The organism is Microcystis sp. M179S2 (assembly GCF_020245805.1).
Classification (GTDB): Bacteria; Cyanobacteriota; Cyanobacteriia; order Cyanobacteriales; family Microcystaceae; genus Microcystis; species Microcystis aeruginosa.
This window is the reverse complement of sequence record NZ_JADBUE010000343.1, coordinates 1-21392: the sequence shown is the minus strand read 5'-3', so window position 1 is coordinate 21392 and position 21392 is coordinate 1. Positions and strand designations below refer to the sequence as shown.

The 21392-nt window shown below is 41.7% G+C and carries 24 protein-coding genes; 10 read left to right on the top strand and 14 right to left on the bottom strand.

Annotation, left to right across the window (positions count from 1 at the left end):
• Window positions 1-161: 161 nt before the first annotated feature.
• The gene (locus IM500_RS21650; RefSeq protein ID WP_287739509.1) at window positions 162-569 is read right to left on the bottom strand and encodes a PIN domain-containing protein; all 408 of its coding nucleotides are present in this window, start codon (window positions 567-569) and stop codon (window positions 162-164) included.
• Window positions 541-780, bottom strand: coding sequence for a hypothetical protein (locus IM500_RS21645; RefSeq protein ID WP_190718671.1), 240 nt, complete (start codon window positions 778-780; stop codon window positions 541-543). Before IM500_RS21645 ends, IM500_RS21650 begins: the two co-directional genes overlap by 29 nt.
• 114 nt (window positions 781-894) lie before the next feature.
• On the opposite strand from IM500_RS21645, the gene IM500_RS21640 reads away from it, so the two are divergent.
• The 7 genes from IM500_RS21640 (at window position 895) to IM500_RS21610 (ending at window position 9216) form a co-directional block, all read left to right on the top strand.
• Entirely contained in the window at window positions 895-1062 is a 168-nt protein-coding gene (locus IM500_RS21640) for a hypothetical protein (RefSeq protein WP_002750660.1), read from the top strand.
• Between the two features lie 84 nt (window positions 1063-1146).
• Window positions 1147-1428 (top strand): DUF433 domain-containing protein, encoded by a 282-nt coding sequence (locus IM500_RS21635; protein WP_190718674.1) that lies wholly within the window; start codon window positions 1147-1149, stop codon window positions 1426-1428.
• A 160-nt stretch (window positions 1429-1588) separates the two neighbouring features.
• Window positions 1589-6163, top strand: coding sequence for a glutamate synthase large subunit (gltB, locus tag IM500_RS21630; RefSeq protein ID WP_287739508.1), 4575 nt, complete (start codon window positions 1589-1591; stop codon window positions 6161-6163).
• An 85-nt stretch (window positions 6164-6248) separates the two neighbouring features.
• Entirely contained in the window at window positions 6249-6737 is a 489-nt protein-coding gene (locus IM500_RS21625; protein WP_069475342.1) for a hypothetical protein, read from the top strand.
• 12 nt (window positions 6738-6749) lie between these two features.
• Window positions 6750-7835 (top strand): HsdM family class I SAM-dependent methyltransferase, encoded by a 1086-nt coding sequence (locus IM500_RS21620; protein WP_190718679.1) that lies wholly within the window; start codon window positions 6750-6752, stop codon window positions 7833-7835.
• Between the two features lie 11 nt (window positions 7836-7846).
• A complete protein-coding gene (locus IM500_RS21615) occupies window positions 7847-8497 on the top strand; it encodes a restriction endonuclease subunit S (protein ID WP_190718682.1) in 651 nt (216 codons plus the stop codon).
• A complete protein-coding gene (locus IM500_RS21610; RefSeq protein WP_190718685.1) occupies window positions 8497-9216 on the top strand; it encodes a hypothetical protein in 720 nt (239 codons plus the stop codon). Before IM500_RS21615 ends, IM500_RS21610 begins: the two co-directional genes overlap by 1 nt.
• 185 nt (window positions 9217-9401) lie before the next feature.
• On the opposite strand, the gene IM500_RS21605 is transcribed toward IM500_RS21610, so the two are convergent.
• On the bottom strand, window positions 9402-9521 hold the full coding sequence (locus IM500_RS21605) for a type II toxin-antitoxin system Phd/YefM family antitoxin (RefSeq protein WP_069475345.1): 120 nt from the start codon (window positions 9519-9521) through the stop codon (window positions 9402-9404).
• Window positions 9522-9677: 156 nt separating this feature from the next.
• Here IM500_RS21605 and IM500_RS21600 point away from each other — a divergent pair, with 156 nt between their 5' ends.
• The 3 genes from IM500_RS21600 to IM500_RS21590 are packed head-to-tail and all read left to right on the top strand — an operon-like array spanning window position 9678 to window position 10528.
• A complete protein-coding gene (locus IM500_RS21600) occupies window positions 9678-9917 on the top strand; it encodes a hypothetical protein (RefSeq protein WP_002750644.1) in 240 nt (79 codons plus the stop codon).
• Complete coding sequence (locus tag IM500_RS21595; RefSeq protein ID WP_147069325.1) at window positions 9917-10345, top strand: putative toxin-antitoxin system toxin component, PIN family; 429 nt, start codon at window positions 9917-9919, stop codon at window positions 10343-10345. Before IM500_RS21600 ends, IM500_RS21595 begins: the two co-directional genes overlap by 1 nt.
• Before the next feature lie 60 nt (window positions 10346-10405).
• Window positions 10406-10528 (top strand): hypothetical protein, encoded by a 123-nt coding sequence (locus IM500_RS21590; RefSeq protein WP_002799393.1) that lies wholly within the window; start codon window positions 10406-10408, stop codon window positions 10526-10528.
• Here IM500_RS21590 and IM500_RS21585 read toward each other — a convergent pair.
• From IM500_RS21585 to IM500_RS21535, 11 genes are all read right to left on the bottom strand, one after another.
• Entirely contained in the window at window positions 10496-10882 is a 387-nt protein-coding gene (locus IM500_RS21585) for a type II toxin-antitoxin system VapC family toxin (RefSeq protein ID WP_190718688.1), read from the bottom strand. The two genes, IM500_RS21590 and IM500_RS21585, sit on opposite strands and share 33 nt — an antisense overlap.
• Window positions 10879-11106, bottom strand: coding sequence for a type II toxin-antitoxin system Phd/YefM family antitoxin (locus IM500_RS21580; protein ID WP_002763578.1), 228 nt, complete (start codon window positions 11104-11106; stop codon window positions 10879-10881). Before IM500_RS21580 ends, IM500_RS21585 begins: the two co-directional genes overlap by 4 nt.
• A 233-nt stretch (window positions 11107-11339) precedes the next feature.
• A complete protein-coding gene (locus IM500_RS21575) occupies window positions 11340-12446 on the bottom strand; it encodes an SGNH/GDSL hydrolase family protein (RefSeq protein ID WP_190718691.1) in 1107 nt (368 codons plus the stop codon).
• On the bottom strand, window positions 12361-13392 hold the full coding sequence (locus IM500_RS21570) for an alpha/beta hydrolase family protein (protein ID WP_287739507.1): 1032 nt from the start codon (window positions 13390-13392) through the stop codon (window positions 12361-12363). Before IM500_RS21570 ends, IM500_RS21575 begins: the two co-directional genes overlap by 86 nt.
• 66 nt (window positions 13393-13458) lie before the next feature.
• On the bottom strand, window positions 13459-15729 hold the full coding sequence (locus tag IM500_RS21565) for a CHAT domain-containing protein (protein ID WP_287739506.1): 2271 nt from the start codon (window positions 15727-15729) through the stop codon (window positions 13459-13461).
• Window positions 15730-15784: 55 nt separating this feature from the next.
• Window positions 15785-16747, bottom strand: a complete 963-nt coding sequence (locus IM500_RS21560) for a DUF1822 family protein (protein WP_287739505.1) — start codon at window positions 16745-16747, stop codon at window positions 15785-15787.
• Window positions 16748-16789: 42 nt separating this feature from the next.
• Window positions 16790-17482, bottom strand: coding sequence for an RNA polymerase sigma factor (locus IM500_RS21555; RefSeq protein WP_287739504.1), 693 nt, complete (start codon window positions 17480-17482; stop codon window positions 16790-16792).
• Window positions 17483-17590: 108 nt separating this feature from the next.
• Complete coding sequence (locus IM500_RS21550; RefSeq protein ID WP_190718706.1) at window positions 17591-18718, bottom strand: pentapeptide repeat-containing protein; 1128 nt, start codon at window positions 18716-18718, stop codon at window positions 17591-17593.
• A 35-nt stretch (window positions 18719-18753) separates the two neighbouring features.
• Window positions 18754-19512 carry a hypothetical protein gene (locus IM500_RS21545; RefSeq protein WP_190718710.1) on the bottom strand — a complete coding sequence of 253 codons (759 nt, stop codon included), beginning with the start codon at window positions 19510-19512 and terminating at the stop codon, window positions 18754-18756.
• A 614-nt stretch (window positions 19513-20126) separates the two neighbouring features.
• A complete protein-coding gene (locus IM500_RS21540; RefSeq protein WP_287739503.1) occupies window positions 20127-20780 on the bottom strand; it encodes a VWA domain-containing protein in 654 nt (217 codons plus the stop codon).
• Window positions 20781-21211: 431 nt separating this feature from the next.
• A partial coding sequence (locus IM500_RS21535; protein ID WP_287716773.1) for a transposase occupies window positions 21212-21392 on the bottom strand: 181 nt, incomplete at its 5' end.

The following is a 21392-nucleotide window of genomic DNA, read 5'->3' as shown; positions in this document are numbered from 1 at the left end:
AGCCAGACTTGGAAACTATCTCATCAAATTAGTTCCCCCATAGAACCCCCTTGAGCCATCTGGCACACTTTTCTCTTTTTGTCAAATTTTATGTTAAGAAAGATGTGACTAATGGATAGCTTAATAAGGGGGGTGTCTGACAACTTTTAACACCTACCTACTTAACCAAAGGGATTAACGATCATCAATTGATTCTCGATTCGCTGACCATCTTGTAAATCTTCACTGTAGAGAATTTGACAGCCCGCTTCCAGAGCGCTGGCCAGTATTAAACTATCAAAGTAACTATATTGATAACGTTCCGCTAGATTCAATGCCATCTCTATCGTATTAACAGAAACGAGGATGATTGGGAATCCCTTAGAAACCTCTTGTACAGCGTCTCGAATTTGCGAATAGCTTAGGGAAAATTTCCGTTTTAATACATTTATCGTTTCATTTAAAACCTGTGTGCTAATCCAAGTCTCACCCGATCGAACACAATCAATCGCTCGCTGTCGTTTATCCGGCTCATCCTCAGAATACCCGTAAATTAAGACATTAGTATCGATAAAAACTTGATCGGGCATTAGCCTCGTCCCGATCGAATGTAAATCCCCGTGTATTTAAAGAAATCGCCTCGAACATCGTTTTTTCAGTTTTCTGGCTCGGATCGGGGACGATTTCCGAGTCATCCAAAACAATCACCCGTATCATCTTACCTTCCCATTGAGAAGAATATCGGGGGGGAACGCTCACTTGACCGTTATAAATAACCGTCCTAAATTCGATCGCTTCCATACATAGCTCCAATTAAACCCTATCTCTACTTTAGCTCTAGAGTTAGGCGATCATAGCTCGGACGTATTTTAGAAACTAGAATAAGGTTAAAAATCGCTTGCAGGGTTTACGGTGATGGAAGAAAAAGAAACAGGACTAAATGAACGGGAACTAGAGGAAATTCTGGAAATGGCACGGGATGCGGCGGAAAAAGCCCGATCGATGGGCGAGGTAATTACAGAAAATTCAAAAAAATGGCGAGAAAGAGCGAAACAATCGCCGCAAGTGAGATCGGGTGGCTGAAGTAACCGAACCGATATTTATGGGGAATAGTCGGGGGTTCGATCGATACGATAAACTAAACGATATCCACTCCAGAAGACCGCGATGGTTCAAGCGACCGAATATCTCTATATCGTTCGAGACGACGAGATTTTACACGGGGAACCAATTATCAAAGGAACGCGTACACCCGTCCGCGCCATCGTCGAAACTTGGCGTATGGGGGTCGCTCCCGAAGAAATACCCCTAGGAATGCCCCATCTGACGTTAAGTCAGGTCTTCAGTGCGTTGACCTATTACAGCGACCATCTAGAGGAAATTAACGCTTATATCGAGCGTAACCACATTCCCGACGACTTAATCGATCCGCTGCTAAAAAATTCGTGAATAATCTCTTCGGTGTAAAGGAACCCTTGTGACATCGAAACATTTCCTTAAGATATAAGACCGAAGGTCCAGTCTGGATACAAAATTGATATACCTAGAATCGCTACTCTGGCTCACCCTCTAGGCCATTCCCTTCCAGACTGCTAGGCTATTAGACAAGATGAATAACAATCAAACTCCACGGAAACAAGGACTATACGATCCCCGATTTGAACATGATGCTTGTGGTGTCGGTTTTATCGTTCATAAAACGGGTAAAAAGTCCCACGATATTGTTGAACAAGCCTTAACAATTTTACTAAACCTCGATCACCGTGGCGCGTGCGGTGCGGAAAAAAATACCGGAGATGGGGCGGGTATTTTGTGCCAAATCCCCGACCTATTTTTCCGGAAAGTGACCAGTAATCTAGGTTTTACCTTACCGGCAGCGGGACAATACGGGGTAGGAATGCTTTACACGGCCCCTGATGCCGAAATTCGCGGGAAAGGTCGGCAGGAATTCGAGAAAATCGCCGCCGAAGAGGGGTTAAAAGTTCTCGGTTGGCGTGATGTTCCCACGGATAACTCCAGTTTAGGCAATTCGGCCAAATCTACCGAACCCTTTATCGAACAGGTTTTCATCGAACGCGATGCCAATTTAAGCGATGATCTGGCCTTTGAACGCAAATTATACGTTATTCGCAAACGTTCCCACCTCAGTCGTCAATCCTTTAATCGTTACTGGTATCCTTGCAGTATTTCGAGTCGTACCATTGTCTATAAAGGGCAATTAATGCCGGTACAGGTGGGTGACTATTTTCCTGATTTACGCGACCCCGACTTTCAAAGCGCTTTAGGGTTAGTCCATTCCCGTTTTAGTACCAATACCTTCCCCAGTTGGGAACGCGCCCACCCTTACCGTTATATTGCCCACAATGGCGAAATTAATACCCTGCGAGGTAATATTAACTGGATGCACGCCCGTCAGTCGATGTTTGCCTCACCCTTGTTCGGGGAAGACATCAAAAAAATCCAGCCGGTTATTAATATCGAGGGTAGTGACTCCTTAATTTTTGATAATGCCCTAGAATTAATGGTTTTATCGGGGCGTTCTCTCCCTCACGCTGTCATGATGATGATTCCTGAACCCTGGGCAGCCCACGAATCGATGAGTGATGAGAAAAAAGCCTTTTATGAATACCATTCCTGTTTGATGGAACCCTGGGATGGTCCGGCCTCGATCGCTTTTACCGATGGTACGATGATGGGAGCAGTGTTGGACCGCAATGGTTTACGTCCTTCCCGTTACTACGTCACCAAAGATGACCTAGTAATCATGGCATCGGAAGCGGGAGTTTTACCCATTGAACCGGAACGCGTCGCTTTTAAAGGTCGTCTGCAACCCGGCCGGATGTTCCTTGTGGATATGAAAGAAGGTCGTATCGTGGCCGATGAGGAGATAAAAGAAGCTATTGCCAAAGCTCATCCCTATCGCCAGTGGTTAAACGAAAATTTAGTCAATTTAGATGATTTACCGGCCGTTGAAACTGCGCCACCGGAAACTGCTGTTTCCCTAATTCAACAGCAAACCGCTTTCGGTTACACTTTTGAGGAATTACGTCTTTTATTAGCCCCCATGGGCCGGGATGGAGTGGAAGCAGTGGGTTCCATGGGTTCCGATACACCCCTAGCCGTCTTGTCCGATCGCCCAAAACTGCTTTATGATTACTTTCAGCAGTTATTCGCCCAAGTCACTAACCCCCCGATTGACTCAATTCGCGAAGAAATTATCACCTCTCCCATCACCACTATCGGCGCGGAGAGAAATCTCTTGGATCCGCAGCCGGAAAGCTGTCACCTGATTAAACTTAACTCTCCCATCCTCACTAACGCCCAATTAGCGCGTTTACAGGGCAATAGCGAATTTAAAACCGTGACTATTCCCATTCTCTTCGATCCCACTTCGGGAGTCGAGGGGATGCGTAGCACAATTGAGGCAATTTGTCAAGAGGTGGACGAGGCAATTTTAGCGGGCGCGAGCATTATTATTTTAAGCGATCGAGGTATCGATAAAAATCACGCCCCGATTCCCTCACTGCTGGCGGTTGCCGGTTTACACCACCACCTCATCCGGCAGGGAACCCGTACCCGCGTCGGCCTTGTCCTGGAATCGGGCGAACCCCGGGAAGTGCATCACTACGCCCTTTTACTCGGTTATGGTTGCGGTGCGATTAATCCCTATCTAGCCTTTGCCACCCTCGGCAGTATGATCGAGGAAGGTTTATTGGTAGGAGTTGACCACCAGAGTGCCTGTAAAAACTACATAAAAGCCGCCACCAAGGGCGTAATTAAAGTGGCCTCTAAAATTGGCATTTCCACCCTGCAAAGCTACCGTGGGGCGCAAATATTCGAGGCTATCGGCTTAAATCGATCGGTAGTCGATCGCTATTTTACTTGGACAGCTTCCCGCATTGAAGGGGCCGATTTAGAAATTATTGCCAAAGAATCCCTGCTCAGACATGGCCACGCTTTCCCCGACCGGGACGTTAATGTGCATACCCTCGATATTGGCGGTGAATATCAATGGCGTAAGGACGGGGAAGCCCATCTTTTTAGCCCAGAAACCATTCATAACCTGCAACAAGCGGTAAAATTGGGCAAATACGACCTCTTTAAGCAGTATTCCCAACTGGTCAACCAACAAAATCAAAAATTCTTCACCCTGCGGGGATTATTAACCTTTAAAAACCGGGAAAGTATCCCCATCGAAGAAGTGGAACCGATTGAAGCGATTATGAAACGCTTTAAAACCGGGGCCATGAGTTACGGGTCTATTTCCAAAGAGGCCCACGAATCCCTCGCTATTGCCATGAATCGTATCGGTGGCAAGTCGAACACCGGGGAAGGGGGCGAAGATTCCGAGCGCTACACTTGGACAAATGAACGGGGAGACTCGAAAAATAGTGCCATTAAACAGGTGGCTTCCGGCCGTTTTGGTGTCACCAGTCTTTACCTTTCCCAAGCGCGAGAATTGCAGATAAAAATGGCCCAGGGGGCAAAACCTGGCGAAGGCGGTCAATTACCGGGTAAAAAAGTCTATCCTTGGATTGCCAAAGTCCGTCACTCCACCCCCGGAGTCGGTTTAATCTCTCCCCCACCCCACCACGATATCTACTCGATTGAAGACCTAGCGGAGTTGATTCATGACCTAAAAAATGCCAATCGTGCGGCCAGAGTGAGCGTAAAACTGGTTTCTGAGGTGGGAGTTGGCACAATCGCCGCCGGAGTCGCTAAAGCTCACGCCGACGTGGTTTTAATCTCTGGTTTCGATGGTGGGACCGGTGCCTCACCCCAAACCTCGATTAAACACGCGGGTTTACCTTGGGAGTTGGGACTAGCAGAAACCCATCAAACATTGGTGTTAAATAATCTTCGCAGTCGCATTGCGGTGGAAACCGATGGCCAGATGAAAACCGGCCGCGATGTGGTGGTAGCGACCCTATTGGGGGCCGAAGAATTCGGTTTTTCGACCGCGCCACTGGTGACGTTAGGCTGTATTATGATGCGGGTTTGTCATCTTAATACCTGTCCGGCGGGGGTAGCGACCCAGGATCCGTTATTACGGAAGAATTTCATCGGGGATCCTGAATATACGGTGAATTTCATGAAATTTATCGCCCAGGAAGTGCGGGAAATTATGGCCGAATTGGGATTCCGCACCTTAAATGAAATGGTGGGGCGAACTGATGTATTAGAGCCGAAACAGGCTGTAGAACATTGGAAAGCGAAAGGAATTGACCTAACTCCGATTCTCTATCAACCGGAGGTAGATGCAGAGGTAGGGCGTTATTGTCAGATTCCCCAGGACCACGGTTTAGATAAGTCCTTGGATATAACCGTTTTACTGGATTTATGCAAAGATGCCATTGAAAAAGGCGAAAAAGTCAAGGCGACACTACCGATTAAAAATATTAACCGCGTGGTGGGGACGATTTTAGGCAACGAAATCACTAAACGTCACTGGGAGGGTTTACCCGAAGACACCGTACATCTCCATTTTCAGGGCAGCGCGGGGCAGAGTTTCGGTGCTTTTGTTCCCAAAGGGGTGACACTGGAGTTAGAAGGGGATGCCAATGATTATGTGGGTAAGGGTTTAAGCGGTGGCAAAATCATCGTTTATCCGCCCAAAGGTTCCACTTTTGTGGCCGAGGAGAATATTATCATCGGTAATGTGGCTTTATACGGCGCGACCAGTGGTGAGGTGTATATTTCTGGGGTTGCTGGGGAACGTTTTGGGGTGCGTAACTCTGGGGTGACTACGGTGGTTGAGTCCGTTGGCGACCATGCCTGTGAGTATATGACGGGGGGTAAAGTCGTTGTTTTAGGGCCCACCGGTCGCAATTTCGCCGCCGGGATGAGTGGTGGTGTCGCCTACGTCCTCGATGAGTCGGGGGATTTCGCCACTCGTTGCAATACCCAAATGGTAGCTTTAGAGGCGCTAGAAGGGGAAGAAATCAACGATTTACGCGAGTTAATTCAACGCCATGCTGATTACACCCATAGTCAAAAAGCAGCCCTGGTTTTAGCAAATTGGTCGGAAATGTTGCCCAAGTTTGTTAAAGTAATGCCCAAGGATTATAAGCGGATGTTGCAGTGTATTAAAGAGGCGTTAGATTCTGGTTTAACCGGCGATTCTGCTCTCGATGCGGCTTTTGAAGCCAACGCCCGCGATGTGGCAAGGATTGGCGGTAGTTAGTTAGTACAAAAATATTGTAGGTTAACATAAAGTTAACCTACAATAAAACTACTATAATTAATCCTTATGCAAAGGAAAATTTGAAATGTTAAAATGGTTAACAAAAGCTATAAGCATAATAATAAGTTTAGAAAACTATGCTGCTTTTGCTAATTCATGTCCAGAGGACTGGCCGCAAAGATTAATCAATAACACTTGGTTTGAAGCAATTGGTTTTATCGAAACTCAGCAAGGAAAATATAATTGTCAAGTTTTAGAATCAGGAATTACTAGCGTTTTTTTCGCTATTAAGTGTAATAATGGTTCGGTTATCTATAAAACCGAAGATTTTTGTTATGAAGATGATCCATCTAGAGACAATCCTAATAGAAGATGTGCTGATTTTATATTTCTAATTGATAAAAATGGTTCTGAATTTAAAATGAATTATGAAATAATAATGAATCAGATTTGTAACAATGGGATAATGACTCAGCAACTCAATTTTATTGCTTTTCAATCAAGCTTTAGGTTTAGTGGTTCTGTTATTATCAAATTACGTTATCGTCCTGTCTTAAAGCCAGAAGGTTTTTAGGAGATTAACAAAATGTATAATCTAAATCTGGATCAAAAAGTGCGAGGTAAAAGAATGTTAGAAACTAAAGCTCTGAAAGATATAGAGTTAGCTTTTAGACAGTTTGGCTATGAAGGGGAAGATGTATTCAATGTAATTGCCTATTCTTACATTGATGTTTTTGCCATTGAAACTACTAAAAAGCTCGATAAGATTATTATGAAAGGGCGATGCTTATCAGAAATTGTATTTCAAGACAAGACTCTTCAAGAAATAATTTATTGTCAGATAAAAAAAGATGTCAATGGAAAAAACCTACCTATTTTTTATCAATACTTTTTAGCTAAAAGATTCAGAGACATTACGGGAAAGTTTTTTACCCCACACGCAATAGCAGAACAAATGGTCAGTATGCTTCCTATTAAATCGGATGCTTTAATAATGGATCCTACTTGTGGCAGTGGAACTTTTCTAAAAGAAGCGGGAGAACGTTGGCAATATAAACCTTGTCATCTCATTGCCAATGATGTAGATGAGATGTTGGTCTGTTTAACGGAATTAGTTTTAAGAATAAATACTAACCAAAGTCACAATATTTCTCTATTTACCTCGAATATTTATCGTCCCGATCAAGAAATTCAAACACTATTTGGTCAAGTAGATTACATTGTAGCAAATCCACCGTTTTCACTGCCAATAGACTTGTTAGAATCTCAAAGCGACTTATTCAATTTAGGCTATAGAAATAGCGATGCTCTATTTATTGATTTAGCTCTAGAGTTATTAAAGCCTGACGGACGTTTAGTTTGTCTTTTGCCTCATTCAATTATCTCAAATAAAGAGTATGAAAAGTTACGTCAAAGTGTCGAGAAAAGTTGGTTATTAACTGCCGTTATAATATTACCTGAAGGCGTTTTTCAATCAACTTCAAATACCACGACTCGTGCCGATATTATTGTCTTGGACAAAAAAGGTAAAAATACAATAAATAAAAAGACGATTTTTTCTAATATTTCTTCAATTGGCATCCCCCTGAACAATCAGCAAAAAAAGACAGAAAGCAACGATCTAAAAACATTGCTAGAAAACAAGGAAGTCGCCAAAGTTCTCGGTATTTAAGTATAAAAACAATGAAAAAAAACGGGCATACTTTTTTGACAATAGTAGATACCTGTAAGATAGAAGCAGGTATCTGGAATCCCTATCATTACAAAAAGAATGAATTAGGTTATACTCTATCAGATTTTGTTGATATTCAAAAAATTATCAATCATAAATGCGATATTAGTTTGTGTCATTTTGCACCGATAGAATATAAAAACATTCCAAAAGGAGAACTATTAACCTTTGTCCTAGAAGATAATTATTTGGCAAAAGGACGATATAGTGTTGTCGGTGAACAATCTCTAATTTTTGGCACTATGAGAGCCTATCTTGGCAATGTTTTAGTAACACCAAAAGCAACTTGGATCGAAAAAGATAGTCCCTTATTCTATCCTATTAATTCAGAGTTTGTAGAGATCATACCCAAAGATAACCTACCTTATTTTTGGTGGTGTTATCTCAAATCAGCTTTATTTCTCCATCAAATGCCAGCAGGGAGTGGTGGAACACGTCCAAGAGTAAGCGTAGAGAATTTGGAACAGATACCTGTAAGCGTTCCTACATTGCAAGAACGGACAAAAATAAACTCTAGTTTAATAGTTCTAGCAGAGCAATCTTGGCAAAACCTTCTTACTTGCAGACAGATAATGAAACAGGCAAATTTATCAAATAATTAATGATTATGCCCGATATATCACCACAAGAAATTCAATCACTACGCAATATTTTTAAGTCATTGATTGGCATAAAAATAGATTGGTTGAGTATTCCAGATCAAGCACTAAAAGGATTTGAACCTAGCCAAGTGGCTGTAATTGTTAACACACTTTTAGATGGAGTTTTACCCCAAATTCAATTAATTTCAAATTATCAAAATCAGGAAAAAATTACAAACATTGGACTAGAGAAATCTCCCAGTCAAATTGGAGAACGAGAAAGTTATCCCGACTACATTCATATTTCAGGCAAAAGAGTAGAGTTAAAAGGTTTATTTGTAGATAATAAAACTTTACAACTCAAAAGACCACCGACACCAAGAGAACCATCAGCAAGACTAAAAGAAAATATTACGATTGATAGTATTGATGCCGAAAAAGATGTTTTATTGATTGCAGCTATTCAACTTCAAGAAGAAAATGGTTTTTGTTCACCGTTTATCGTTGACATTGAAGTGTTTTCAATGATCGATTGCATTCGAGCAAGAGATCAACGATTGATAGAAACTGGCGGTAAATGGATTGATAATGTTCCCAAGGTGATTAGTAATAATGGCAGGAAAAAACAAAGGGCAGGGGAAACATTGGCAGATAATGATTATGAAAAAGATACTAATTTTGGTAAATTAAAACGAATACCATATCCGCCACTACAAGATTTTTTAACTAAATGGACTTAAAAGATCATTAATACTTAGGGCTTGCTAAATATCAGTGGAGGTCATGCTAGAAAATGGCTTGGGGTTTTTTTGGCAAAAAAGTGCAAGAAACAAACGTTGAGAAATCGAAATATGGACTCAAAACCCTTGCACTTTCGCTCTTTGATCGCGAAGGTTTACGCTTCGAGGTGTGCGAGATCATTCTATTATTCTGATAATTTTGCCAGTGGGAGATTATTATCGGTAATTAACAATTCTTCCCCTAGTTTGAGATTGTATATCATTTCGGGCAGTTTGGCTTGAGCTTCTTGGAGAGAGACAATCATAATTTTACGGCAAGCGCGAAGATGAAAGGATTTTCTAGGCCGATAATTTCTCGATTCTAACCGATCGAAGCCCGGAAGGTGTAGGCGAACCGAAAACCCTCTCCATTAAGGACTCGTGTTAAACTGATTAATCATGCTATTGTCTAGAAGCGACCTATGCCAAACTTAACCTTAAGCAACGAACAAGTGATCGAATTAGTCAAACAACTCCCCGAAGCACAGCAACAGGAACTATTTAGATTCCTCATCCAGCGTCAGTGGGGAAATATGGAAGCTATAACCGATTACGGAAGCCAACAGGCAAAAATCGTCGCAGCAGAACGCGGCTACGATTGGGATACCATGACGGAAGACGAAAGAGAAGAATTTATCGATGAAATCGTTCATGAGAAGTAGTGATTTATACTGTTGTCTTCGACACAAATATTCTCATATCTGCTGCGCTTTCTAAAAGCGGTAGCCCGAATAGTTGTTTTTCCCTAGCCCAAAGCAAACTGATTCGATCGGTCACTTGTCCAGAGATTTTAGGCGAATTATCCGAAAAACTTCTACTAAAAATCAAATTTCCTGAAGAACGAGTTAGAAAATACATTGAGGAAATTTGTGATGCTTCTAGCATTGTTTCTATAGGTGGAACACTTAGAGCCGTTCCCAATGATCCCGATGACGATATGATCATAGAATGTGCAATCGCTGGCAAGGCTACCCATATTATCACGGGAGACAAACATCTTCTTTCACTGGTTGAATATCAAAATATTCAGATCGTGAAAGCAAAAGATTTTCTGGACTTTTTAGATCAAAATAATAACCATCAATTATGAACTTTACTCAATGGGATTTTATTAAAAGATATTCGCGAAGCAAGATTATCCGCAGGAGACGTGGGAACCTTGGTAGAAAAACATCAAATCGAGGGATTAGAAAGGGGTTATAGTGTCGAGTTTTCCGATAGGTTGAGAAAAACGATCGCCCTACCAAAGACGTTGAATACCGTACCGATCTAAAATAGTATCTACACTAATAATCGGAATATTTTCAACAATGGCTTGAGCTACCAGAAGGCGATCAAAGGGGCCTTTATGATAAAAAGGAAGGGTGATCAGCGCATCCGTATGTTCTGGTGTGATGGCAAGGATATTAAATTGATATTGATTAAGGCATACGTCGATAAAATCTTTGTAAGATTGATGTAAAATGAGTTTACCGATACTGATTTTGATGGCGATTTCCCAATAGGATGCTGGGCTGATTAATATTTCGTTATTTTGGTTAATAATTAGTTGATGGGCGGCGCTACTTAGTGGGGATTCGTTGAGTGTGTACCAAAGCAGAGTATGGGTATCGATTAGACATTTCAATGCAGATACTCCGCGAAGTCTTGTAAGTGTTCTTCATCATCGGCCACGATGGTAATCATTCCTTTACATAGGCCAGGCCCCGGACGTTGGGGAGATGTGGGGGTTTGCCCGATTAATTTGGCTAGTGGGAGATTATTATCGGTAATCAACAATTCTTCCCCCGGTTTGAGATTGTATATCAGTTCGGGCAGTTTGGCTTGAGCTTCTTGGAGAGAGACAATCATAATTTTACGGCAAGCGCGAAGATGAAAGGACTTTCTAGTGGGACTTAGGCATTTTCGGGGAGCAAAAAAGGCTCAAACCATTACGGGACAAAGGGTTAACCTCGATTTATGATTTTCCTTGATCTATCTGGGTTTCAGCGATTTTGGGCTTCTCGAAGTAAATTCCAAGCGGGGATTGGAGTTGAGGCTTTTCTCGATTTGTTTTTTGTCTAAGTCCCATTAGGAGGAACAATTCAGGGAAGTTGGGCGACGGTCGAGCGAGTCGAACCCGTTCCTTTTCGTTTTGTCACCAACGCACCGATCCCCGTAACGAGCAAGATACCGGTAATCCCGCCTGGTTCGGGAACCACCACCACCTGAGTGCCTACGAACTCGCCGAACTGCCGGTGAACTGCGGCGGTGGGGTGAAGTCCATCGTAGAACAAATATTCATCCGGATTCGTGCAAACCGTCGTCAGATCCACACAGGGATCGGTGGTGTTTGTTAAGCTGAAACTACTAGGCGAATTGGTGATCGAGGCAAAATAACTAAAGGTATCGATCTCGATCAGATTGATCGTCGGATCATTGCGAAAAGTTGTCAATGAATTCCGTAAAAGGGCATTAAACTCCACGCTAACCGCCGTGGCCGCTGCGCTCGCCCCCGACACCCCCCGCGTCGCCTCTGGTGACAGCCCTAAATCTGGCAGATTGGGAACCAGGATATGAACAGCCCCTGCACTTTTCAGTCCCCCGATAATCGTAATAAGATCGCCAACTGCCCCCGTCAAGGTTGCGCTCGCCCCAGCACTATCCCCTGCGAGTTTCTGTCCGGCTGCGTCGCGAGCGTTATTACTCCCCCCCCAAACCATGTACAGGGCGCTCGATGGGGCGATTCCCCCCGTACTCGTTTGAAATAGGGCAAATTGGTTTAGTAAGCTGGGCGGAGTCGGCGGGGTGGTTCCCAGAGGCCCAGTTCTTGCGCCCCCGAATGCAAAATTCGTCCCTCCCTCTAGGTACGGAGACGCGCTAACCCCCAGACGGGCTGCCAAGGTTTCCACCCAGGTCGGACCATTGGTCAAGCGACCGCTTTGGTACGCTAGGGAAGGCATCAAAGCACCGAAGGGAACAAGTTGATAGTTCGGGTAGGTGGCGATGGCCACGTTACCGCTATCGGTTAAACTGTCCCCGAAGGCGAAGAGATTACTAAAGGTACTGGCCGAGGCGCTCACCGGAATTGTCGCGAGGGCTAGACCGAGAGAAAGGGCGGGTAGTTTATTTGTTATAGGTAAAGAATCGATTAAATATTGACAACAAGGAAAATAAGTTATAGATAATTTTAGAAGGAGAAACGTCTCCATGACTCAGCAAGTCTGAAATCAGAAAATCTGATATACCATGAGACGATATTTTTTGGAACAGTTCTCTGGTTGATTTTGGGGAAATCACGGGGTCTTTATCTCCGTGAATTAAAAAAATAGGACGATCGATCTGTTGAATAAAATTGATAGGAGAGAGTTGATAGATGAATTTTGCGGATAAGTGTTTTTTGATATCGTCAACAAACTGTTTTCTATAATCACTATTTTTTAAAATGGAATTCAAGATTTTTTGATCTCGATCAGACAATCTTTGATAACCGTGTAAATCCCCAAGTGTATTTTCTACAAGGGCAGGATTGTTTTCTTTGACAATAATTTCTAGAAGAATATTTTTTAGATTTTGAGTGTCCGAAATCACCAAGTTGATAAAGTTATAGAAAAATATCAATAAACCATAGTTGTCTAGATCATAATTTTCTAGACAATATTCTAGTGCTTTACCTAAATCCGAATAACAACCGATTAATAGAATGGAAGAAACGATCGATTGTATCGATTTTGGAGAGATGGCGATTAATCCCTGTCCCCCCGTAAACGATGGGGCAATATAGCCAATTTTTTTTTGATAGAGACAAGAAACGGCTTTTAAACAATCTCTCTGGTGCTTGATTGTTTCTGGAGTAATGAGCAATTGCTTAACTTCTGGGAATTCTGGGACAATCACTCGATAACCAACTGAAGCTAGAATTTTTGCTAATTGTTGAATGCGGGGATCTTCAATTCCCCTTGTATTCATGCCGTGTTGTAGGAATAATACTGGTAGATCTTCACTCTTGAAAGGGCTATAAGTTTTAGTGATAAATTTTTGAAATTCTGTCGCTAGTAAAATATCCTCCTCGTGAATGAATGGAACAGGAAGAAAGCCGATAAATCTCAGGAGAAATATCAAGCCTTTGTACTGATTTGACAAGTGATAAAGTTTCATTAATTTTTAAGATTTAGTCATTTATTTTTTCAATATTCAGTAGTTAAAATTATTCGTCAGTTAAAATTATTCGTCTTGATAGTTTAAAAACAGATAAATGGCTAGTCCCGTCAATATGGGAAAAAGTATCCATGTTTCGATGTTAGAAGTATTGAGAAAGAAGGTTCGATCGAGTATATCGGTTAGTCCATAGCCAATCCACAGAGAAACACCGATCGACACAATTGTTATTGTTATAATAAGCATTCTATATTTATGTTGTTGTCGAATCGTTTGATAAAGAGTAAAGACAAATAAAATGGAAATCACTAAATACACAAAAGGTTCTAACGGTTTCATCCACTGTAAACCAGTGTAACCAAAAAGTATATTCTTGGTTTTTACGACATAATAAAGTCTAAAAGGAATCCAAAAGACGACCATTACTTGAGCAAATACTAAATACTCAAAATATCTACTTTGATTATAAAATTTTCTGAAATCTTGATTTTGTACCCACAGAACGAAAAATGATAAACCTGTAAAAGTGATCGCCCAAAAAGTATAACCGTACAACACGCGGCTCAGAGAAGACCAGTTTTTTTGTTCTTTCCAAGTTGTCAAATAATCTAAACCAATTTCCATAAGTTGATGAAAGCCTTTTGCCTGCTCTTCCGGTATCTGATCATCCTTTTTAATCGCAATATAGTTAGACAAGGATTCTTCAAGGACTGCCTTACTGATCACGATGTGGTCTTTCTGAAAAATCTTTTGCGTATCTAGAATATCTTTCGGTATTTTTTGAATATCGGCGATCGTGTTTTTGTTAAAAGTTGATAGATCGATACTTGCTTGAGCCGTTTTATTAAGCTCTAATAGAAACATATTGGAACCACTCATCTCTATCACAAGAAGTACGACAGAGATAGCTAACATTGCTAATATGCCTAATTGTAGACCCCGGGCTGATCTGTTGATAATTTGGGTAAAACCTTTATAAACAAGCCATAGAGCCGCCCAAAACATAAAAAGAGGATAGAGGATAATATGAGGATATAGCTTCGCGTAGAATATAGCTTTCTCGATACCAAATTCATAAACGATACTGAGAGGTAAACCCAAGACTCCTATTATTCCGCCTATAATTAGGAAAATACGCCATTTACGAGACAATTCAGACTCGGATAAAAAGTCTTTCCAAGTAGCTAAGGGAACCGCGGGATTAGGAACGATGACGGGTAGCCAATGTCCTCCAGGAAATTTCTCTGGTTTATCATAGGTTTTTTGCAGATGTTGTCGTGCGTTACCCACCGAGACAAATAAAGATTTGTTTCGGGAGAAGGAATCGAGGAAATATTTCAGGAAATCGATCGCCATCTGATTATCAATTTCCTCTTTCATCACGATACTTTGCGGTAAGCGTAACTCTGCCAATTGAGCGGCAATTCCCAAGCCATCACAAGAGTTAAAAATCGCTAGATACAGTCCGTTTTGTATAGCAACTTCCAACTGTTCTTTTATATCATCAATAGTGATGCTCTCCCGCTCATTGAGATGTAAAACTCCTTTCCCTTCATCGTTAGTTTCACTATGGCCAGAATAGAAAATAATATTCCAGCCTTTAGGTTCAACTAATACATTTTTCAATTCATCTAAGGTTGGCTGTTCTAAAGGTTCTAGTATCGCACCATGTTCTCGGACTCTGTTCAGTAATTTTGAGTCCTCATCGAGGGTAATGTTGTCATCGGAACCTAATATCATCAAGATGCGAACTTGGGGATGTTGTCTAATCTTTCCCCATCCTTTAGGGGGTTCATATTCTGGGGGGCCGATAGCGATTTCCGCTTGAGGGTAGTGTTGAGATAATAAATCCCAAGCTTGCCAAGGAAGTTGTTTTAAGATAGGATCATCGGTTTGAATAGTAACTTGAATTTCGGCTTCTGATTTATCAAGGCCTTGAGTTAGCCAACCCCGAACCTTTGACCAATCTTCCCCCGAGTTAAGCCAGTTGTTCAATTCGGTGGTTAAACTTTGATAGGATTCCCAACAATTATTATAATTCTTGTCATACGAATCATTTATGAAAAAAGCATCATCATCGTCTTCATTCTCAACGATGTTCTGATTATTTTCATCATCCCCTGTTCTTCTAGTATTACGAGAATGATAATTACGATTGACTATATGATTGAAGGCTTGTTGCCATCGCTCAAGAGACTCAATTAGTGTATCTGGATAAAATGGAACAGAAAGTCTTCTACGGATTCTGGACGAGTTAGAATCCTTGCTGATTCTGACCTCGAGCAAAAAAGATTGCGTATCTTGTGTAACTATATTGAATTCAACTTCCTGCGTCATGGAAATTTTTTCCTTTTGTAATCGCTCATCGCCAATTCAAAAATGAAGCTCTAAATCAATTACTGGGAAAGCTTTCCGAATGAGTTTTTCCATTAAAAGTGATCTTGACTTGATAGAGTTTACCGTTTTGTCTGGCAAGTTCTAGTTTTTCCAGATCAAAAATAGGAGTAATTCTTAGGCAGTTATCCCCTTGTTTTGCGGTCGCCGAGGTTAACATTTTGCCAGAGGGAGCTAGTAAGGCGAATTCCAACCCAGAAGGTAAACTTCTAATATTTCCGACAGGAATTAACTCAAAAGACACCTTAACTTTATTTTGTTCATTCTCCTGTTGCCGGATGTCAACCATCAAAGCAAAGTCCCGTCCATCTATGCTAATTAACTTTCCTTTATTTAACAGTATTGCCGAGGAATCAAGAGATGACTGACTGATCCTTCGAGATCTTCCACTTCGTCCACTGGCTGTTAAGACTTTTTCTGATTCTAGCCAATCAGAAGCTAAAAGTTTTTCGATTCGTATAATTTGTTCAATTCGTTGTTGAAGCGAAATAGAATCGAATACATCTATCAAATCTTCCAAGGGTTGTAATTGCTCAAGGGAAACTGGTTCCGCATCCACTTTTCTGACAAAACCTAATAGATTTGCCATTTTCTCTTTTTCGTCGATCTCTACTATGACGTAGGCGATTCTGTCTTCCCAAACCTCCGGGGGAACATAGCAAACCTTTTCCCCCGGCTGGATAGGACGACATTCTAACTTCCCTAATCCCTTGATCTCTAAATCCGCTACATCCATGAGGATTCGAGTGCTACTGTTCCAGCTATCACTATTCTCAAAATCCGTCTCTACACTCAATAAATTACGACAATAAAAACCAACGGCACGGACGGCTAAGGTATTGAGCAAAACCTGACGAGCTTTGGCGGTATTTTTCTGTTGTCCGCTAAACTCTCTAGCACAGTTAAAATCCGACATTCCCAAAGGTACTGGAAAAGTTAATTGTTCGTTTTCGATGCTCATGGTCAGGATATCCTATGCTTCAATTGGTTTTTATTGGTTACATTAAGTGTCAAGATTTTCTCGAAAGATTGGCTTAAATTTTTGAATATTGCGTTGATAAAAAGCCGAGATGACTGGAACGGGTATCTTCCATTCTTCGGATAAATCTTTCCACGATCGCCCATCGAGTCTGCCAAGTATGATCGCCTGAAAATTCGCTTCCTCATGATTTCCAATGTGAGCTTTCCTGAATTGTCCAGTGGGATCTTGCTCAATTAGTTCTCTGAGTTTTTCATATTCTCTATGACGAGGATGAGCAGTTTCGGGTTGCTCTAACTTGTCTAGGGGAGTCGTACTAGATGGATCATTATTTTGATATACAGGTTGATCAAGAGATTCATCCCGAACTCGTTTCTTTTTGTTGTTTTCTTGAACAAGACGACCCATTACATACTTGTCGCAGAGGTCTAGAAACCGATAGCGGAGTGTTTCCCGAAACCAATGTAAAATATGACCTTGAGCGGGATCGTATTCGTCAATCTTCTTATACAAGCGGATAAAGGTTTCCTGGATAGCTTCGTCCTGTAGCTCCCTATAGATAGAATAGGGTAACTGATAGCGGTTTTGACAACTTGGCTGGGATTGCAGGATCGCGTTCGTTAGCTTGGTTAAGTATTTCAGCCTATCCTTACTGCCTTTAGGATAACTTTTCGCCTTTAGTTCTAATTCATCTACTATCCTCTCTAGATCATCCATTTTTATTATCCAAATTCTTGATCGCTGATGCTCGATGTGTCTCCTCTCTGTTATAGCAAACAGGGAGAGCACTTTCGGGAGCGGCGATCGAGCTATGCGAGTCATGTTTCAACCTCCCCCCACTTCTACCACTTTATTAGAAAACTGTACTTTAGCGATCGTGTTGACAGCCCCCGGAGAGATTTGTAAACTTCTGGAGATTTGTACGGTGGATTGCCCTCTAATCACGAATTCCTCGAAAATCCCCCGAAAATCCTGAGTACACTCCCGATAGAATTGACCTATCTCTGCGTTATCGGTAAGGCCGAAAAATTTGATAATCTCCTCCCAAGATTTATTATCTCGTCGCTGTAAAGCGATCGCCTGAAAATTCGCTTCTGGGGTTTGCCAGAATTTTTCTTTGAATCGTCCTCGGGGATCTTGTTCGATTACCTCCCATAGATCTTCCCAGTTTTCGATCGAGGCTACATCCGACGGAGCGATCGGGGTGTATGGATTGATCGTACTACTATTCTGTTGTACAAATATCCCATTCACCCACTCTAAGAATAAAGATTCTTGCGGATTGTACTCATCAATGTTTAACAAAACCGAAGTTAACGTTTTCTGTAGAGCTTCATTCCATATTTCGTGTGCTAGAGGGGAAGAAGTAAGGGAAACGGAAGGGTATATGATCTTCTGCTTGTATATTCCGACTATTTCCCTCACTATTTTGGTTACGCATCTAATTCTATCTTTGCTATTTTTTGGGTAATTTTGGGCATTTCTAATTAACTCTTGAAGGGTTTGCTCCGATCGGTTCAGCGCAACTTCAATCAGTGCTAGTCTTGCGTCGATTGCCCCTCGTTGCTGAAGGTCGTTCTCTAATTTTTCACTCAGTCCAAGATTATTAATAAATAAAGTGTTCGTTACCTTTGCACCGCTTAGATTAGTCCCGCTGAGATTAGCCCCACTGAGATTAGCCCCACTGAGATTAGCCCCACTGAGATTAGCGTTACTAAGATCGGTTCCGTTCAGGTTAGTGTTACTTAAATCCGCTTCGCTAAAGTTTGCCCCACTTAAATTATCGCTACTTAAATCTACCCCACTTAAATCAACTCCGATAAAGTCTTCCGCGAGGTTCAAACCAACAATTGTAGCCCTTTTGGAAAATTTATCCGTTTTCGTCGTTTTCAATTTTTCGACCACTTCCTGAAGGTATCGATTTATTTCGTCATCACATCTTTCGGCAACCATTAGATAACTCCTTTTTTTGTGGTTACTTGAAACAATCACTTAGAAACAGTAGAAACAATAGAATAGCTCAAATAATCACAATCTCTAAAATTGTTTTGTAAAATAAATTTAGCAACACTCCTTTCTATCATCGTAGCCGCTTCTTTTTCTGTCAGATCAAGATTTTCAAGCACTTTTAAGAGTCCAGTTCCTTTAAGTATTTTTATATCCTCTAATTCAGGTTTTTGAAATGTGCAGACAACTGTACAGGGATTTTTCGTTACATCAATAGTGGCCAAGGTTTCTTTTTTAAGTAATCCCTTTAGTACCTCCCCCGTAAGTGTAAAAATCCAGATCGGATCACTTTCTCCCCCTGCCGTTTCCACAACATATTTTTTGTCTTGATATTCTTCTGATCTTTTTCGACCAATTTTTTTCTCTGCCCCTAAGCTACCTCCTATTTTGGGTTTGACAGACACATTAACTTCACCTTTAACACCGAACTGCATTTCATTCGTGACTTCATCTTTTACCTGAACATCACGTTCTAGCGGCAAAGGGTTGAATAACTGCATATTATCTAAAGAAACTTTTCCGTTTTCTATAACAGCCTGTAATTTACCTTTATTTAAGCCAATTTTTATTTCTCCATAATATGTTGTTTTTATTGTGTGTGTACCAAATCGAATAGTGGCTACAAGGTCAATTTGTTTAGGCTTGAATAGTTTAAGGATAGGATTTTCTTTCTGTTCGACTTTCATTTCCATGCGTAGCCAGTCAGGAAATGGATTATGGTGTGGGGAGGAATTGGTCATCGGGGATACATCTCGATTGGATGGCAGTGATCGGTAGTATGACTCGATTGTACCGGTTTTTCCCCATCACGCACCCTTTTTTTCTCTGTCTCCCCACCGAGCCGATCCCGAAAGAACCCGCAAACCCGATCGACGCGAGATCAGTAAGAGAAAATTGCCCCGAAGTCCCACTTCCTTACTATGTTACATTCTGATTGCAAGCCTTCCCAGGCGCAAGCCTTGCTGGGCTTAGGGCTTACGCCCTTTCTTCGATCGGATTCGCCGATCACGATAACGCCAAGAGAGCCTAAACCTTAACCCTTGTTAGATATTGTTTAATTTCCTCCCCTCAACCACACACCAGCTATCCCCAAGGCAACATACATAAACCCAAAGCCAATCAAAGGAGGGTTCGCGTTAAATAGCCCGATGGCAATTAACACAACCCCAAATAAAAATAAAAATGGACCGAAGAGAAACAAGAGGAACCAAGAAAGGAAGAGGCCAGCAATCACATACACTACCTACCGAATTTTTACCGAATTTCCTACCGCCCTACTCTCCTATCTGACCTGTGACCGGCGATTACGCAAACGAATCTTAAGAAACCATGAAGTCTTTTTCGGTAGGCCGATTTAGAATTGAATCAATCCCTGACGCTCGATAACAACTCCCAAAGAAATAGTCATGGCTTGATATAGATCTCCAAAGTTACCGATCGAATGAGTCGAGGTAGCGTATCGACTAATCGAAGACAGTTGGGAACTAGCCGAACTCCCTACACCGATCACTGACAAACAAAGATTAGAGTTCAGAAAATAACTCAGATCTTGTAACCTAGTATTCGAGTTATTATCACCCCCGTCCGTGATAGCGAGGACAAGTTTTAAATATTGATAGGGAAGATAGCTGTCCATTGTTACCAACTCGGAAGAGGCGATTTTAATCGCATCGTATAGAGCGGTACTACCACCATCATTTCGTAGGTTATTAACCCACTGACATAGGGCGGCTACATGACTTTCGTTGTCCATTTTAACCACATTTAAAGGCTGAGGCGGTTCGAAAATATTTCGACGATCTTTAAAAGCGGTAACGGATACAAAATCGGAAGGTAAACCGGGTAAAGATCGACCTCGTAGATGAGTGGCGACCAGAAATTTGATTAGTTGATCCTTGCCAATCGCAAAATCTCGATTGGAAATGGAGGCCGTACAATCGACGGTAACTCCTAGTAGCCAAGGGACGGGAATTTGGAAAGCTTGTACTTCTCTATGATATAAATGCATTGGGTAAGCCTCTACTCGTTTTTTCTTTTGCCAATGGACACCTATGGTGGAAGATTTTCAGAAAAAAGGAACTTTGAACTTTGAATCTCCCTTGTTTTTCTATCGTTAGTTTTCATAAGAACTATGCAAAATCGATCATAAAGTTTTGTCAAAAATTGACACGAACCTCTGAGAAACGATAGTTCACAGCCGAATGGGCATTTCCGCTACGGGGAGTGAGCGGTAAGCATTTAGCCACGAATTCTCTAGGAACAAGGAAAATCTACTTTCCCCCCCCTATTCGTATATCTAAGCGAGTCTGGACAAATACGCGAAAACCAATAGTAAGAAATTCTCAAGTCTTCCGAAAAAAAGCGAGGTCAGGAGACCTGTAAAGCTTGTAATCCTCGACGTGGACTACGGGGTTTACTTCTGAGAGGGGGACAAGCGAGCTAGAAGGTAGATAGGGCAAGCGATATAGCTCTTTGTCCTTTGATGTAATCCTTCAACCGATAGCGGCTAATTTGCATTAGCTCTTCTATATTTTTTGGGAACATTTGATGTAGCTGGAGCCAATGATAGAGATGTTGACCCACATAAAAACTGCTGTGTCTGCGTTGACCTTTATATCTT

Bases quoted from the DNA above. Each gene is read 5' to 3' on its own strand.
- IM500_RS21650 (WP_287739509.1), bottom strand. From the start codon at position 569: ATGCCCGATCAAGTTTTTATCGATACTAATGTCTTAATTTACGGGTAT.
- IM500_RS21645 (WP_190718671.1), bottom strand. From the start codon at position 780: ATGGAAGCGATCGAATTTAGGACGGTTATTTATAACGGTCAAGTGAGC.
- IM500_RS21640 (WP_002750660.1), top strand. From the start codon at position 895: ATGGAAGAAAAAGAAACAGGACTAAATGAACGGGAACTAGAGGAAATT.
- IM500_RS21635 (WP_190718674.1), top strand. From the start codon at position 1,147: ATGGTTCAAGCGACCGAATATCTCTATATCGTTCGAGACGACGAGATT.
- gltB (WP_287739508.1), top strand. From the start codon at position 1,589: ATGAATAACAATCAAACTCCACGGAAACAAGGACTATACGATCCCCGA.
- IM500_RS21625 (WP_069475342.1), top strand. From the start codon at position 6,249: ATGTTAAAATGGTTAACAAAAGCTATAAGCATAATAATAAGTTTAGAA.
- IM500_RS21620 (WP_190718679.1), top strand. From the start codon at position 6,750: ATGTATAATCTAAATCTGGATCAAAAAGTGCGAGGTAAAAGAATGTTA.
- IM500_RS21615 (WP_190718682.1), top strand. From the start codon at position 7,847: ATGAAAAAAAACGGGCATACTTTTTTGACAATAGTAGATACCTGTAAG.
- IM500_RS21610 (WP_190718685.1), top strand. From the start codon at position 8,497: ATGATTATGCCCGATATATCACCACAAGAAATTCAATCACTACGCAAT.
- IM500_RS21605 (WP_069475345.1), bottom strand. From the start codon at position 9,521: ATGATTGTCTCTCTCCAAGAAGCTCAAGCCAAACTGCCCGAAATGATA.
- IM500_RS21600 (WP_002750644.1), top strand. From the start codon at position 9,678: ATGCCAAACTTAACCTTAAGCAACGAACAAGTGATCGAATTAGTCAAA.
- IM500_RS21580 (WP_002763578.1), bottom strand. From the start codon at position 11,106: ATGATTGTCTCTCTCCAAGAAGCTCAAGCCAAACTGCCCGAACTGATA.
- IM500_RS21575 (WP_190718691.1), bottom strand. From the start codon at position 12,446: ATGGAGACGTTTCTCCTTCTAAAATTATCTATAACTTATTTTCCTTGT.
- IM500_RS21570 (WP_287739507.1), bottom strand. From the start codon at position 13,392: ATGAAACTTTATCACTTGTCAAATCAGTACAAAGGCTTGATATTTCTC.
- IM500_RS21565 (WP_287739506.1), bottom strand. From the start codon at position 15,729: ATGACGCAGGAAGTTGAATTCAATATAGTTACACAAGATACGCAATCT.
- IM500_RS21560 (WP_287739505.1), bottom strand. From the start codon at position 16,747: ATGAGCATCGAAAACGAACAATTAACTTTTCCAGTACCTTTGGGAATG.
- IM500_RS21555 (WP_287739504.1), bottom strand. From the start codon at position 17,482: ATGGATGATCTAGAGAGGATAGTAGATGAATTAGAACTAAAGGCGAAA.
- IM500_RS21550 (WP_190718706.1), bottom strand. From the start codon at position 18,718: ATGGTTGCCGAAAGATGTGATGACGAAATAAATCGATACCTTCAGGAA.
- IM500_RS21545 (WP_190718710.1), bottom strand. From the start codon at position 19,512: ATGACCAATTCCTCCCCACACCATAATCCATTTCCTGACTGGCTACGC.
- IM500_RS21540 (WP_287739503.1), bottom strand. From the start codon at position 20,780: ATGCATTTATATCATAGAGAAGTACAAGCTTTCCAAATTCCCGTCCCT.